This window comes from Cupriavidus sp. SK-4, from assembly GCF_000611125.1.
GTDB lineage: Bacteria > Pseudomonadota > Gammaproteobacteria > Burkholderiales > Burkholderiaceae > Cupriavidus > Cupriavidus necator.
On sequence record NZ_JFJW01000079.1, the window covers coordinates 1 to 13554 of the forward strand.

At 67.4% G+C, this 13554-nt stretch carries 12 protein-coding genes; 2 read left to right on the forward strand and 10 right to left on the reverse strand.

From position 1 onward, the window contains the following. The first annotated feature begins 583 nt into the window (after positions 1-583). The gene (locus tag CF68_RS37095) at positions 584-952 is read left to right on the forward strand and encodes a hypothetical protein (protein WP_152548503.1); all 369 of its coding nucleotides are present in this window, start codon (positions 584-586) and stop codon (positions 950-952) included. Between the two features lie 12 nt (positions 953-964). Here the strand turns inward: CF68_RS37095 and CF68_RS17015 are convergent, their stop codons facing one another. Next, positions 965-1894 (reverse strand): LysR family transcriptional regulator, encoded by a 930-nt coding sequence (locus CF68_RS17015; RefSeq protein WP_035820849.1) that lies wholly within the window; start codon positions 1892-1894, stop codon positions 965-967. A gap of 186 nt (positions 1895-2080) precedes the next feature. Here CF68_RS17015 and CF68_RS17020 point away from each other — a divergent pair, with 186 nt between their 5' ends. Continuing rightward, positions 2081-3055: a tripartite tricarboxylate transporter substrate-binding protein gene (locus CF68_RS17020; RefSeq protein ID WP_035820851.1), complete on the forward strand. Its 975-nt coding sequence runs from the start codon at positions 2081-2083 to the stop codon at positions 3053-3055. A gap of 8 nt (positions 3056-3063) precedes the next feature. On the opposite strand, the gene CF68_RS17025 is transcribed toward CF68_RS17020, so the two are convergent. The 9 genes from CF68_RS17025 to CF68_RS17065 form a co-directional block, all read right to left on the reverse strand. Then, the gene (locus CF68_RS17025) at positions 3064-3354 is read right to left on the reverse strand and encodes a XapX domain-containing protein (protein ID WP_035820853.1); all 291 of its coding nucleotides are present in this window, start codon (positions 3352-3354) and stop codon (positions 3064-3066) included. Positions 3355-3393: 39 nt separating this feature from the next. Continuing rightward, the gene (locus CF68_RS17030; protein ID WP_035820856.1) at positions 3394-4854 is read right to left on the reverse strand and encodes an aldehyde dehydrogenase family protein; all 1461 of its coding nucleotides are present in this window, start codon (positions 4852-4854) and stop codon (positions 3394-3396) included. 160 nt (positions 4855-5014) lie between these two features. Next, positions 5015-6640, reverse strand: a complete 1626-nt coding sequence (locus CF68_RS17035; RefSeq protein WP_035820860.1) for an MFS transporter — start codon at positions 6638-6640, stop codon at positions 5015-5017. Next, positions 6637-7077, reverse strand: a complete 441-nt coding sequence (locus CF68_RS17040; protein WP_051591561.1) for a DoxX family protein — start codon at positions 7075-7077, stop codon at positions 6637-6639. The genes CF68_RS17035 and CF68_RS17040 overlap by 4 nt, the downstream gene beginning before the upstream one ends. A 34-nt stretch (positions 7078-7111) precedes the next feature. Then, the gene (locus CF68_RS17045) at positions 7112-9052 is read right to left on the reverse strand and encodes an amidohydrolase (RefSeq protein WP_035820862.1); all 1941 of its coding nucleotides are present in this window, start codon (positions 9050-9052) and stop codon (positions 7112-7114) included. Between the two features lie 5 nt (positions 9053-9057). Beyond that, complete coding sequence (locus tag CF68_RS17050) at positions 9058-9879, reverse strand: alpha/beta fold hydrolase (protein WP_035820864.1); 822 nt, start codon at positions 9877-9879, stop codon at positions 9058-9060. 60 nt (positions 9880-9939) lie between these two features. Further along, positions 9940-10626: a hydrolase gene (locus tag CF68_RS17055; protein ID WP_010812814.1), complete on the reverse strand. Its 687-nt coding sequence runs from the start codon at positions 10624-10626 to the stop codon at positions 9940-9942. Positions 10627-10965: 339 nt separating this feature from the next. Further along, on the reverse strand, positions 10966-12309 hold the full coding sequence (gdhA, locus tag CF68_RS17060; RefSeq protein WP_035820865.1) for an NADP-specific glutamate dehydrogenase: 1344 nt from the start codon (positions 12307-12309) through the stop codon (positions 10966-10968). A gap of 300 nt (positions 12310-12609) precedes the next feature. Further along, a complete protein-coding gene (locus tag CF68_RS17065; protein WP_035820866.1) occupies positions 12610-13365 on the reverse strand; it encodes a DeoR/GlpR family DNA-binding transcription regulator in 756 nt (251 codons plus the stop codon). Positions 13366-13554 lie beyond the last annotated feature (189 nt).

Below are 13554 nucleotides of genomic sequence, written 5' to 3' on the forward strand. Positions count from 1 at the left end.
GGGTGACTGACTTGTGTGTAATCAAATGGCTATAAGGCGCTCATCGGCGCGCTGTCTGGCATCTTCCTGGCAAACTTCGCAATTCTGGCGTTGCTGCTACACGGCAAACTGGGGCTGGCCTACTTTCAAACGTTCGGCGGACTGTTGGTGAGCATATGGGTGTCGTTACTCCAATGCCGGATCGACAGGACGAACGCCGAGCCCGACCCCCGCCAGGGCCAAAGCAAAGTGCGCATGCGCGAGGCCAGGTGCCGGCCGTCAGGCTTCCTCCGGCGGCGCGGCAGCATCGATGCACCCTGAATGGTCCAGGCGGTACCGGAGGACAGGTAGCGGGCACGATCACCGTACCGAACGCAACCGGAAAATTCCATTGATCTGGAAGACGTTTCAGTACCCGAAAAGGCCTAATTCACGTCAACCGTAGGAATCTACAGACACCATGCCCCGAAAGCCGCGACTAACCTGAGACGTATCGTGGCGACGGCGAGCGCGCTTGTGCTGGCGATCGACCGATAGCGCTAGCCCATTGCGCTCCGAAAGAGAACATTCGCAGTAACCACCTTTGACTTCAAGGAGAACACCAATGCACGACGCAGGGAAGACTGCGGCCATGCTTGCGCTGGCCAGCGTGTGCTGCGGCGCATTGGCCAAGGCGCTCACGTTTGAAGAAATCGAGCGGGCGGATACCGTTTCCGGGCGTTATATCAACCATCTGTCGGCAACAGAAATGAATGCTGCGACTCCGCCGCTGGCGCATCGCCGATGTGGTGCGGTTGGTGGCGCGATTGCCCATGGCACCAACTCACCCCTGATCTACGGGACCGAGCCTGGCATACTGGGACGAGATTCACTGTCGGGACAATTGGCGCCATCGCCGCCTGTTCTTCATCGTCCCAAGGGCTATTGGTGTTTCCCGACATCTGTCCGCGGTAGTGAAATCCTGTCGCATTGACTTGCCGCTCCCTCACCGCACCCATCCCCTCTCCATCAACGGCACATCCCACGGCGGCTCGCCCTGCAGGCTTTCCGCCAGGTAGTCCACCAGCACCCGCACCTTCAGCGCCTGCCGCTGCGTGGCCGGGTACACGGCGGCGAACTCGAACGATGACAGCGAATAGTCGTGCAGCACCGGCACCAGCCGGCCGGCCAGCAGGTCTTCGCTGGCGACCAGCGTGGGCAGGCAGACCACGGCGGCGCCGCTGACCGCGTAGTCGCGCAGCAGGTGGACGGAGTTGGTGCGCATGCGCGGGGCCAGGTCGATCTCGACCGATTCGGCATCGCGCGAGAACGTCCACTTGTTGCGGGTCGGGTAGGCGGAGTACAGCGCCACCTTGCTGCAGACCAGGTCCGCCGGCCGCTCCGGCTTGCCCCAGCGTTCGATGAACGCCGGCGCCACGCAGAAGATGCGGCGCAGCGTGAACAGGCGCCGCGCGATCAGCGAGTCGTTCTGGGGCGCGAAGATCTGGAAGGCCACGTCGAAGCCTTCTTCGATCGGATCGATGACGCGGTCGTTGACGACGATATCCAGTTCGATATCCGGATACTGCTGGCTGAAGCCGGCCAGGATGTCGGCGAAGTGCCGGATGGCAAATCCGGGCAGCACCTGGATGCGCAGGCGCCCGGCCGGAGTGGCACGCAGGTCGCGCATCTGGTCGGTCAGGTCGGCCAGGTTGGCGACCACGTCGGCGCATTGACGGTAGTAGGTCTCGCCCACTTCCGACAGGCGCACGTGCCGCGTGCTGCGATGGAACAGCGGTGCGTTGATGTACTTCTCAAGCTGCTGGACGCGATGGCTGACGACGGAATTGGTCACGCCAAGCTGGCGCGCAGCCTCGGCAAAGCTGAGGGTGTCCGCGACCCTGACGAAGGCTTCGATACTGAGAAAACGGTCCATGGCAAACCCGGGGCGAAGGGATCGATATTGACACGCGGCAGTGCTACCATCTGGCGCTCGCCGGGCCGATGGGAGCGCCCGGCAACTTGCCGCGGTTGGTTGCACAACGTTGACGCGCGGCGCCATTCCAGCCGCGATCAGAAGGCAGCTCGACGGCAATCATAGCGAACGAGGGGCAGATCCGTCATGCAGATCCGAGCATTGCATCGCCGCCGGCTGGTGCTGGGCGGCGCCGCGGCCGTGCTGCTGGCCGGCCGCGCCGGCGCACAGGCGCGCAGCAACGGCCCGCTGGTGCTGGTTGTGCCATTTGCGCCAGGCGGCGTGGTCGACAAGACCGCGCGCGAAGTCCATCTGGGGCTTGGACGGCGGCTCGGCCAGACCGTTGTGATCGAGAACCACGACGGCGCCGGCGGCACCATCGGCACGGGCATCGTGGCGCGCAGCAAGGCTGACGGCCACACCATCGGCCTGGTCTATGACTCGTATGCGACCGAGCCGCTGGCCTACCCGAACCTGCCTTACCGCGCCGGGCGTGACCTCACCGGCGTGTCGTATATGGTGCGCGCGCCAATGGCGCTGGCGGTGCCGGCCGCGTCGCCGTGGCGCACGCTGCAGGACTATGTGCGGGCGTGCCGACAATCGCGCGAGGTGTCTTATGCCTCCGTGGGTGTCGGCAGCTCCAACCACCTGACCGCCGAATGGTTCCACCATGCCGCCGGCACCCATGGCCTGCACGTGCCGTTCCGCGGCGGCGCCCCGGCACTGAAAGACCTGCTGGGCGGCCATGTCGATTCGATGTTTGCCAGCCTGCCGCTGGTGCTGGCGCAACTGCAGGCCGGCAAGCTGCGGGCGCTGGCGGTCAGCTCTTCTGCGCGCAATCCGCATCTGCCGACGGTACCCACGCTGGCCGACACCTGGCCGGGTCTGGTCACCTACTCCTGGGTCGGCATGATCGCGCCGGCCGGCACGCCGGCGGCGCAGCTCGACCGCCTGGCCGCCGCAGTCAGCCAGACGCTGCGCGAACCGGCCGTAACGCAGCGCCTGTACGACAATGGCTTCGAGGTCGTGGCCAGCGGACGCGAGGCGATGAATGCGCTGGTCGCTTCCGAAGCGGCGCGCTGGGCGGAACTGGCGCGGCAACGCACGCTGGCGCTGGGCTAGAGCAATGCCTAGTGCGCCTGCGGCTCGTCCCGTGCTGCTTCCGCAGCCGGGCGTGCCGCCGCCGTCGGCGCCGCCGGTGCGCCGGTGATCTTCGGCACGCACTCGCCACGGAACCAGGCCACCGTGACCGGCTCGCCCGCCAGCAGGCGCTTGACGGGCGGCACCACTTGCTCGCCGATCAGCATGCCCAGCAAGCCGATCAGCGCCACCACCGGCGGCGCCGGTGAGCGCACCTGCAACAGGGCATAGATGATGCCGACCAGGATGCCGACGGCCAGTGATACCAGATAGAGCTTCATTTCGTTCTCCCTGAAATGATTGGTGGTGCCGCGCTGGCTTCAGCGCGCAAAGTGCGGCGCAATGCCGGCATCCACATTGATCCATACCGAGCGCGACTCGGTGTAGCCGTGCATCGCCTCGAACCCCATGTCGCGCCCGTAGCCGGATTCACCCACGCCGCCGAAGGGGCTGCCCGGATGGACGCGCTTGTAGCAGTTGACCCAGCACATGCCACCGCGGATATCGCGCGCGAGGCGGTGCGCGCGGGCCAGGTCGCGCGTCCATAGCCCGTTGCCCAGCCCGTATTGCGTGGCGTTGGCGATGGCCAGCGCCTGCTCGTCGCTGGCAAAGCGCAGCACCGTGACGACCGGGCCGAAGACCTCTTCCTGGGCGATGCGGTCCTGCGGGCGCGCAGCGACCACGGTGGGCTCGACATAGAAGCCATTGCGCAGGCTCGGGTCGGCGGGCGCCTTGCCGCCGGCCAGCAAGGTGCCGCCCTGGGCCTGTGCAAGCTCCACATACTCCAGCACGCGGTCGCGATGGGCGGCCGAGGTCAGCGGCCCCATCTCGGTGGCGGGATCGGACGGATCCCCCACGCGGATCGATTGCGCCAGCGCCACGAAGCGCGCGAGGAAGGCATCGGCGATGTCCTCATGCAGCAGCAGCCGCGAGCCGGCGATGCAGGCCTGGCCCTGGTTGTGGAAGCTGGCCCAGGCCGCGCCCGCCACCGCGGCATCCAGGTCGGCATCGGCAAAGACGATGTTGGCGCCCTTGCCGCCCAGCTCAAGCTGGATGCGCTTGAGGTTGCCGCGCGAGGCCTCGACGATGCGCCGCCCGGTGGCAGTGGATCCCGTGAAGGCGATCTTGTCGACGTCGGGATGGTTGGCCAGCCGCTGCCCGGCTACATTGCCGAAGCCAGGCACCACGTTGACCACCCCCGGCGGAAAGCCGGCCTCGGCCGCCAGCGCCGCCACGCGCAGCGCGGACAGCGGCGTCAGCTCCGACGGCTTGAGCACCACCGTATTGCCCGCCGCCAGTGCCGGCCCCAGCTTCCAGCCGGTGAACATCAGCGGGAAGTTCCACGGCACGATCTGCCCCACCACGCCGACCGGGGCCCGTTGCACGTAGTTGAGAAAACCGGATTCGACCGGCACCACGGTGCCTTCGATCTTGTCGGCCATGCCCGCGAAGTATCGGAAGCACGCCGCGGTGCGCGGCACGTCGAGGCCGCGCGCATCGCGGATGGGGTGGCCGGTGTCGGCGCTTTCGAGTTCGGCCAGGTCCGTGTCGGCCTCGATGGCATCGGCCAGCCGTGCCAGCATCCTGCCCCGTTCGCCGGCGGAGAGGCGCGACCATGCGGGAAAGGCGCGCCGCGCCGCGGCCACGGCGCGGTCGATATCGAGCTGCGCGCCCGCCGCCACGCGCGTGATCAGGCTGCCGTCGTGCGGATTGACCACGTCGAGCGTGTCCCCGTCGAGGGCGTCGACGAAGCGGCCGTCGACAAACAGCTGGTTGTGCATGGGGGTCCTTGGGGACGGGGAATTCGCAGGTGGCAAGGTGGCGGTCTTGCTTGAAGGGGGTGTCGGTTCGCCACGGCCTGCCCTCACCCCTGCTCCTCTCCCGCAAGCGGGAGAGGAGAGTTCCGCAGCGGCAGATCGGAAAGCCGTCGCTATTGCTTGCTTATTCCAGTGGCCGACCCGCTGCCAGCAGGTGCCGCACCCGCGGCGGCCCTTCGCCGGTGTGGAAGCGCGCGACCTCGCGCTGCAGGTCTGCGTCCGCGTGCGGCACGCGTTCGTGCTGGCGCAGGTGCTCGGCCCAGGATTCGACCAGGAACCACTCGGTGTAGGCCTCGGCATCGGCCGGGTCCTCCATCACGCCCCAGCTGAAGGCGCCGTCGCGCAGCCGTTCCTCGGACAGCTTGTGGATGGCTTGCAGGAAGCCCTGGCGGTCGGCCGCGCGCACGCGGTATTCGATCAGGATCATCACCGGGCCGCGGTCATGCGCCACCTCCTCGGCGGCTTCGGGCGCGGGCCAGTGCCGGGCCGGGCCCAGGTCTTCCTCGCCACGCGGCAGCTTCACGCGGTGCATGACAACCCCGGCCACGCACAGTGCGGCCGCGGCGATCATCAGCGCGGCCGGCGTGCCCAGCCCCTGCGCGACAAAGCCCCACACCAGGCTGCCCAGCGCCATGGCGCCGTTGAACACCATCTGGTAGACCGCCAGCGCGCGGCCACGCACCCAGTTGGGCAGGATCACCTGGGCCGTGCCGGCCAGCGTGGTCAGCGCCAGGATCCACGCGGCGCCAAGCAGCAGCAGCGCCAGCATGGCGACCCATGCCGGCGGCGCCACCGACAGCACCGCCATCACCGCCGCGGTAGCGAGCGCCGCGGCCAGCATCAGCTGGTCCAGGTCCAGCCGCTTCTGCAGGCGCGGCATCGCCAGCGCGCCCAGGATCGCACCCACGCCGACCGCGCCAAGCAGCATGCCGTACAGCGATGCGCCGCCGTGCAGCATCTGGCGCGCCACCAGCGGCAGCAGCGCCCACACGCTGCTGCCCAGCGCAAAGTGGCAGGCCGCGCGCAGCAACACCACATGCAGCTTGCTGTGGGCCCGTGCAAAGCGCACGCCGGCGCGGAAAGCGCCGAAGAAATGCTCGCGCAGCGGGTCTTCGGCGCGTGCCGGGCGCTTCCACCACAGCAGCGCGGCAATCACGAACAGATAGCTGGCCACGTCCGCGCCATAGGTTGCCGCCGCGCCGAATGCGGCCAGCAACAGGCCGCCCGCGGCCGGCCCGATGGCGCGCGCGATATTGACGCCCAGCGAGTTCAGCGCGACCGCCGGCTTCAGTTCACCGGCCGGCACCAGCTCCGGCACGATCGACTGCCAGGTCGGCCCCATCATCGCCGTGCCGATGCCGCCCAGGAAAGCCAGGCCGATCAGCAGCTCGATGGTCAGCCCGTCCTGCCATGCCAGCAGCATCAGCGAACCGCTGACCATTGCCAGCCCCACCTGGATCACGATCAGGAAACGGCGCCGGTCGAGGATGTCAGACAGCACGCCGGCGGGAATCGCCAGCAGGAACACCGGCAGCGTGCCGGCCGCCTGGATCATGGCGACAGCGGCGGGCGAGCCCGACAGGTCAGTTGCCAGCCAGGCGCTGGCCACATCGCGCATGAAGCTGCCGATATTGCCCAGCACCGTCGCCGCCCACAGCACGGCGAAGGTGCCATGCGCCAGCGGCGCGAAGCTGCCGCCGGCCGGGGCGGCGGCACCGGGGATCGGCGCGGGCTTGGCGGCCGGGCTCATGCCTGGCCCCTGGCCGCGCGGCGTTGCCGCAGGTCTTCCCAGGCCACCAGGCACAGGCCGCCGGCCAGCGCGATATGCTCGAAGAAGGCGTTGGCCTGCCCGAAGCGCGCATCCGGCGGCGCCTGCCAGAAGCGGTTGGCGACAAAGGTTGCCAGCACGGTGAAGACGGCCAGCGCCAGCGCGCCCAGCCACCGCAGCCGCCCGCTCAGCATCAGCGCGGCCGCGCCCAGTTCCAGCACGATCACGGCCGCCGCCAGCGGCGCGGCCGGCGCCAGGCCGAAGTGCTGCATCTCGGCGATGGCGGCACCAAAGTCAGCCGCCTTGACCAGTCCACCCTGCAGGTAGGGCGCGGACAATGCCAGCAGCGCCAGCCAGCGCAGCCAGGCCGAGGGCGTGGTCGCTGCGCCGGCCGCGGGGTGGATAGGATGGGCAGTCATGGTCGGGTCTCCTGGTATCGGCAACGCAGCGGCATCAGAACGCCCAGCATGAGCAACCCAGCGCGCCCCAGAACGTACTCTCGTCCGAGGTGGGCACGCCGGCCGTCCAGGCCCTGGCATGCGCATGGCCGTGCACGCCGCATGAACTGGCACAGCCGCAGGCCGTGTTCAAGGCCAGCTTTTGGGCTTGCGGGCGCGGCTGGTACTTGCTGCCGTGGCGGGCAGGCGACCAGTCCGGCATCGCCGGCGGGATGGCGGGCGAAAGCTTGCCGAAGTCGCCGTCGCCATAGACCACCTCGCCGCCCAGGATGGTCAGCACCGAGGTGATGTCCTGGATCTCGTCGCCTGGCACGCTGAAGTAGTCCGCGGACAGCACCGCCAGGTCGGCCAGCTGGCCCGCCTTGATCTGGCCCTTCTTGCCGGTTTCGGACGAGAACCAGGTATTGGCCTCGGTCCACAGCCGCAGCGCGGTCTCGCGGTCGAGCAGGTTGGCCTGCGGGTACATCGACATGCCGCCCACGGTCTTGCCGGTGGTCAGCCAGTACAGCGAGACCCACGGGTTGTAAGAGGCCACGCGCGTGGCATCGGTGCCGGCGCCGACCTTGACGCCTTTCTCCAGCATCTTCTTCACCGGCGGCGTCGCCTCGGCAGCACGCGCGCCATAGCGCTCGACAAAGTACTCGCCCTGGTAGGCCATCCGGTGTTGCACCGCGATGCCGCCGCCGAGCGCGGCGATGCGGTCGATATTGCGGTCGGATATGGTCTCGGCGTGGTCGAAGAACCAGTTCAGCCGGTCGAACGGGACCTCTTTGGCGACCTTCTCGTAGACGTCCAGCGCGCGCGAGATGGTCTGGTCATAGGTTGCATGCAGGCGCCACGGCCAGCGCTTCTCGGCCAGCAGGCGGATCACCGGCTCCAGGTCGGCCTCCATCGACGGCGCCATCTCGGGGCGCTCGACGCGGAAGTCCTCGAAGTCGGCAGCGGTATAGACCAGCATCTCGCCGGCGCCATTGTGGCGGTAGAGGTCGTCGCCCTGGCCGGGCTTCACCTTGGAGGCCCAGGTCTTGAAGTCGCTGAGCTCTTCCTTGGGCTTCTGCGTGAACAGGTTGTAGGCCAGGCGCACCGTGAGCTGCCCTGCCTGGTGCAGTTCCTCGATGATGCTGTAGTCCTCGGGGTAGTTCTGGTAGCCACCGCCGGCGTCGATCACGCCGGTGACACCCAGCCGGTTGACCTCGCGCATGAAATGTCGCGTGGAGTTCTTCTGGTATTCAGGCGGCAGCTTCGGGCCCTTGGCCAGCGTGGCGTAGAGGATGGTGGCGTTGGGCCTGGCCAGCAGCAGGCCGGTGGGATTGCCGCGCGCATCGCGCGCGATCTCGCCGCCGGGCGGGTTCGGGGTGTCCTTGTTGTAGCCCACCGCGCGCAGCGCGGCGCCGTTCAGGATGGCACGGTCGTACAGGTGCAGGATGAAGACCGGGGTGTCGGGCGCCACGGCATTCAATTCCTCGATGGTGGGCAGCCGCTTCTCGGCGAACTGGTGCTCGGTGAAGCCCCCCACCACCCGCACCCATTGCGGCGCTGGCGTGCGCGCGACCTGTTCCTTCAGCATGCGCATGGCGTCGGCGAGCGAGCGCACGCCGTCCCAGCGCAGCTCCATGTTGTAGTTCAGGCCGCCGCGGATGATATGCATATGGCTGTCGATCAGCCCGGGAATGGCCCGCCGGCCATTCAGGTCGACCACCTTGGTCTGCGCGCCGGCCAGCTTCATGATTTCCTGGCGCGTGCCGACGGCAACGAAGCGCCCCTCGCGGATCGCAACGGCGTCCGCCTGCGGCTTGGACTTGTCGAGCGTGGCGAACTTGCCGTTGACGAGGATGAGGCTGGGTTGGCTGCCAGGCGACATGGCGAAGCTCTCTGAGAAAGGCGCCGCGCCGAGCGCGGCGGCCGAAGCGATAAATTGCCGGCGGGTGACTGACATCGGGCTCAGGCCTTCAGGAAGGCCAGCAGGTCGGCGTTGACCTGGTCGGCATTGACCACGCACATGCCGTGCGAAGCGCCCGGATACACCTTGAGGGTCGCGCCCTTGACCAGTTCCACCGACCGCTTCGCCGAAGCGTCGATGGGCACGATCTGGTCGTCATCGCCATGCAGGATCAGCGTGGGCACGTCGAACTTCTTCAGGTCCTCGGTGTAGTCCACTTCCGAGAATTCCCTGATGCAGGCGTACTGGCCCACGATGCCGCCGGCCATGCCCTGCGCCCAGAAGGCATCGATGGTGCCTTGCGAGACCTTGGCGCCGGGGCGGTTGAAGCCGAAGAACGGCGTCGCCAGGTCCTGGTAGAACTGCGAGCGGTTGTCGGCCACGCCCTTGCGGATGCCGTCGAACACATCGATCGGCAGCCCGCCGGGGTTGGCCGCGGTCTTGAGCATGATCGGCGGCACCGCGCCGATCAGCACGGCCCTGGCGACACGGCCGGTGCCATGGCGGCCGATGTAGTGCGCCACCTCGCCGCCACCGGTGGAATGGCCCACCAGCGTGGCATCGCGCAGGTCCAGCGCGTCCAGCAGCGCCGCCAGGTCATCGGCATAGGTATCCATGTCGTTGCCCTGCGCCGGCTGGTCCGAGCGGCCATGGCCGCGGCGGTCATGAGCGATCACCCGGAACCCCTGCTGCACCAGGAACAGCATCTGCGCGTCCCACGCGTCGGCATTGAGGGGCCAGCCGTGGGAGAAGACCACGGGCTGGCCACTGCCCCAGTCCTTGTAGAAGATCTGCGTGCCGTCCTGCGTCGTAATGGTGCTCATGATGGGGCTCCTGGATGCAATCAAGGGATCGGGTGGGCTTGCGGCTGGTTCAGTGCCGGCTCAGCGGGCAGGCACGGCGGCCAGTGCCTCATGCGGCGTGGCAGTGCGCTGCGCGGCCTTGTGGACCATGGTGTAGGCGTAGTCCACCCCCATACCGTAGGCGCCCGAGTGCTCCTTGACCAGTTTCATCACCGCGTCATACGTGTCGCGGTGGGCCCAGTCGCGCTGCCATTCCAGCAGCACCTGCTGCCAGGTGACCGGCACCACGCCGGCCTGGACCATACGCTGCATGGCGTAGTCGTGGGCCTCCTTCGAGGTGCCGCCGGAGGCATCGGCCACCATGTAGATCTCATAGTCGCCTTCGGCCATGGCGCAAAGGGCAAAGCTGTTGTTGCAGACCTCGGTCCAGAGGCCGGACACCACCACCTTCTTGCGGCCGTTGGCCTTGAGGGCGTCACGCACCTTCTGGTCGTCCCAGGAGTTCATCGAGGTGCGTTCCAGCAGCTTGTGGTCCGGGAACACATCCAGCAGTTCCGGGTAGGTGAAGCCCGAGAACGACTCCGTTTCCACCGTGGTGATGGTGGTCGGGATATTGAAGATCTTGGCTGCCTTGGCCAGGCCAACGGTGTTGTTCTTCAGGGCCTGGCGGTCCATCGACTGCACCCCGAAGGCCATCTGCGGCTGGTGGTCGATAAAGATCAGCTGGCTGTTTTGCGGGGTCAGGACTTCGAGCTTGGGGTTCGTCATGATGATCTCCGGTCAGGGGCGCCTGGATAGGCTGGCTGCAAGTTAGTGATTGCTACCGCTATATTCATTCACCAGTGGCGTTCGCTTGGTGTGTGTGCATAGTAGGCAAGGCGCCATGCACTGACTACGTGGCAAAGTCCGAGGACAGTGTTCGCGATTTGCGAATAATCGGGAGATGCAGTCGGGCGGCGGGCCGTGGCGGGAAATGGCGGGCGTGAGGGCGCTGCCCAGCGCTGCGAGGTGGGTACTGCCTGGGGGAATCGGGGGGAGATGCGCCAGACGGGTGCGTGCCTGCACCCGCCCGGCAACGGCCGGCATTGCGCCGGCTGGAACTTCAGGTCAGATCACGCCTTGCGCCAGCATGGCGTCGGCCACCTTGACGAAGCCAGCGATGTTCGCGCCTTCCACATAGTTGATATAGCCACCCGCCTTCTGCCCGTGGTGGATACAGTTCTGGTGGATGTCCTTCATGATCGCGTGCAGCTTCTCGTCGACCTCGGCATGGTGCCAGGACAGGCGCATGGCGTTCTGCGACATTTCCAGGCCGGAAGTGGCAACGCCGCCGGCATTGCTGGCCTTGCCCGGGGCGTAGAGGATCTTCGCATCGACAAAGCGGTCCACGGCTTCCAGCGTCGACGGCATGTTGGCGCCTTCGGCCACGCAGATCACGCCATTGCCGAGCAGGGTCTCGGCGTCATTGCCGTCCAGTTCGTTCTGGGTGGCGCACGGCAGCGCCACGTCTGCGGGTACGTGCCACGGGGTGCGGCCGGCTTCGAAGGTCATGCCGTGGCGGGCGGCAAAGTCGGACAGGCGGCCGCGCTCTTCATTCTTGAAGGCCATCACTTCGGCCAGCTGCCCGGTGGTCATGCCTTGCGGGTAGTGCAGCACGCCGCCGGAATCGGACAGCGTCAGCACCGTGGCGCCCAGCTCGATCGCCTTCTCGGCCGCGTACTGGGCCACGTTGCCCGAGCCGGAGATCAGCACACGCAGGCCGTCGAAGGCGCGCCCGCGCCGGTGCAGCATCTCCTGCGCAAAGTAGACCGTGCCGTAGCCGGTCGCTTCCGGGCGCATCAGGCTGCCGCCGTAGGCCAGGCCCTTGCCGGTAAAGACACAGGCGGACTGGTTCGACAGCTTCTTCATCATGCCGGCCATAAAGCCGACTTCACGTGCGCCCACTCCGATGTCGCCGGCCGGGATGTCGGTATCCGGGCCCAGGTGGCGGTACAGCTCGGTCACCAGCGCCTGACAGAAGCGCATCACTTCGCCGTCGGACTTGCCCTTGGGATCAAAGTCCGAGCCGCCCTTGCCACCGCCCATGGGCAGCGTGGTCAGCGCGTTCTTGAAGGTTTGCTCGAAGCCCAGGAACTTCAGCACCGACAGGTTCACGGTCGGGTGGAAGCGCATGCCGCCCTTGAACGGGCCGATGGCCGAGCTGTGCTGCACGCGGAAGGCGCGGTTGACCTGCACGCGATTCTGGTCGTCGGTCCAGGCCACGCGGAACTGGATCACGCGCTCGGGCTCCACCAGCCGCTCAAGCAGGGCCTGGTCGGCGTAGCGCGGATTGCGCTCGACGAAGGGCCAGAGCGTCATCATCACTTCCTTCACGGCCTGGAGGAATTCAGGTTGATTAGGGTCGCGGCGGGCAACCCCCGCCAGGAATGCGTCAAGGGAGGGAGAATTCACGGATGTCTCTGCTGTGCTGGAGTGGCTGGATCCGGCAGCCTTGCCGGCTTGGTGCCGGTCTGTGGTGCCGTCTGGCGTTGCGCCGATGGAAGGTGGGTGGCCTCCGGTTGTCTGCACATTCACGGCGGGCCGTGCCTGTCGGACAACGCAGCACTTTAGCACCAGCGTGGGGCGCACAACAGTCAAAACACCTGTGACAGCGGCGTGAAAGCCGCATTTTAGTGCATGAGGCGGGGATTTCCGTGCGATCAGCGGACAGCTCCGCCTTGGGTAGCGAACTGGGCGGGACACCCTGAGCCGTCAGGCGATGAGCAGCTTGGCGCCCCGCTCCTTGAGCGCCGCGGCCAGCTCCGGCTCCGGCGCCATATCCGTGATCAGCCAGGCAGCCAGGTCGAAATGCTTGATGGTCACGCCGGTATTGCGCCCGAACTTGGTATGGTCAGCCACCACGCAGGCCACGTCGGCGGCCAGCAGCATGCGGCTGCGCAGCTCCGCCGCGGCGCGGGAGAAGTCGCAGATCTCGCCGCGCGGCGTGACGCCGCCGATGCCGACAAAGGCAAAGTCGGTGTGGTAGCGCGACAGCTGTTCGATGGTGTCCCAGCCGTGCGTGGCGTCTTCGTTGTCCTGCAGCTCCCCGCCCAGCAAGATCACCCGGTTGCCGTTGCGCCGGCCCAGCAGCTGGGCGATGGCAAGGTCGTTGGTATAGACCAGCAGGTTGTGGTGGCCATGCAGCGACTGCGCCACCGCGTGGGTGGTGGTGCCGTAGTCCAGGATCAGCGAGGCGCCGTCGCGCACCAGCTCCGCCGCACGCACGCCGATGGCGCGCTTGCCTTCGGCATTGACCGCGGCGCGGGTCTGCGTGTCGGGCTCGGTGCGGTCCGAGGCCAGCGCGCCGCCGTGGGTCAGCACCAGCAGGCCGCGCGCGGCCAGCGCGTTGAGGTCGCGGCGGATGGTCTCGCGCGAGACGTCGAGCTCGGTCACCAGTTCGCTGATGGCCAGCGCACCGGTGGCGGACAGTTGGTCGAGGATGTATTTCTGCCGTTGTTCGGCGAGCACGGTGACTCCGGGAGCGTCAGGTATTGGGGGCTGATTCTAGCGCAGCGGGTGTCAAGATGTGCCACGCCCGACGGCTTCCGACGACCGATTGCTTGCTCCCTCTCCCGCTTGCGGGAGTGGGTTGGGGTGAGGGCGGGCGTCCCTACGAAGTACAGCCAGTGGTATGCCAGCCCCTGCCCTCACCCCCTG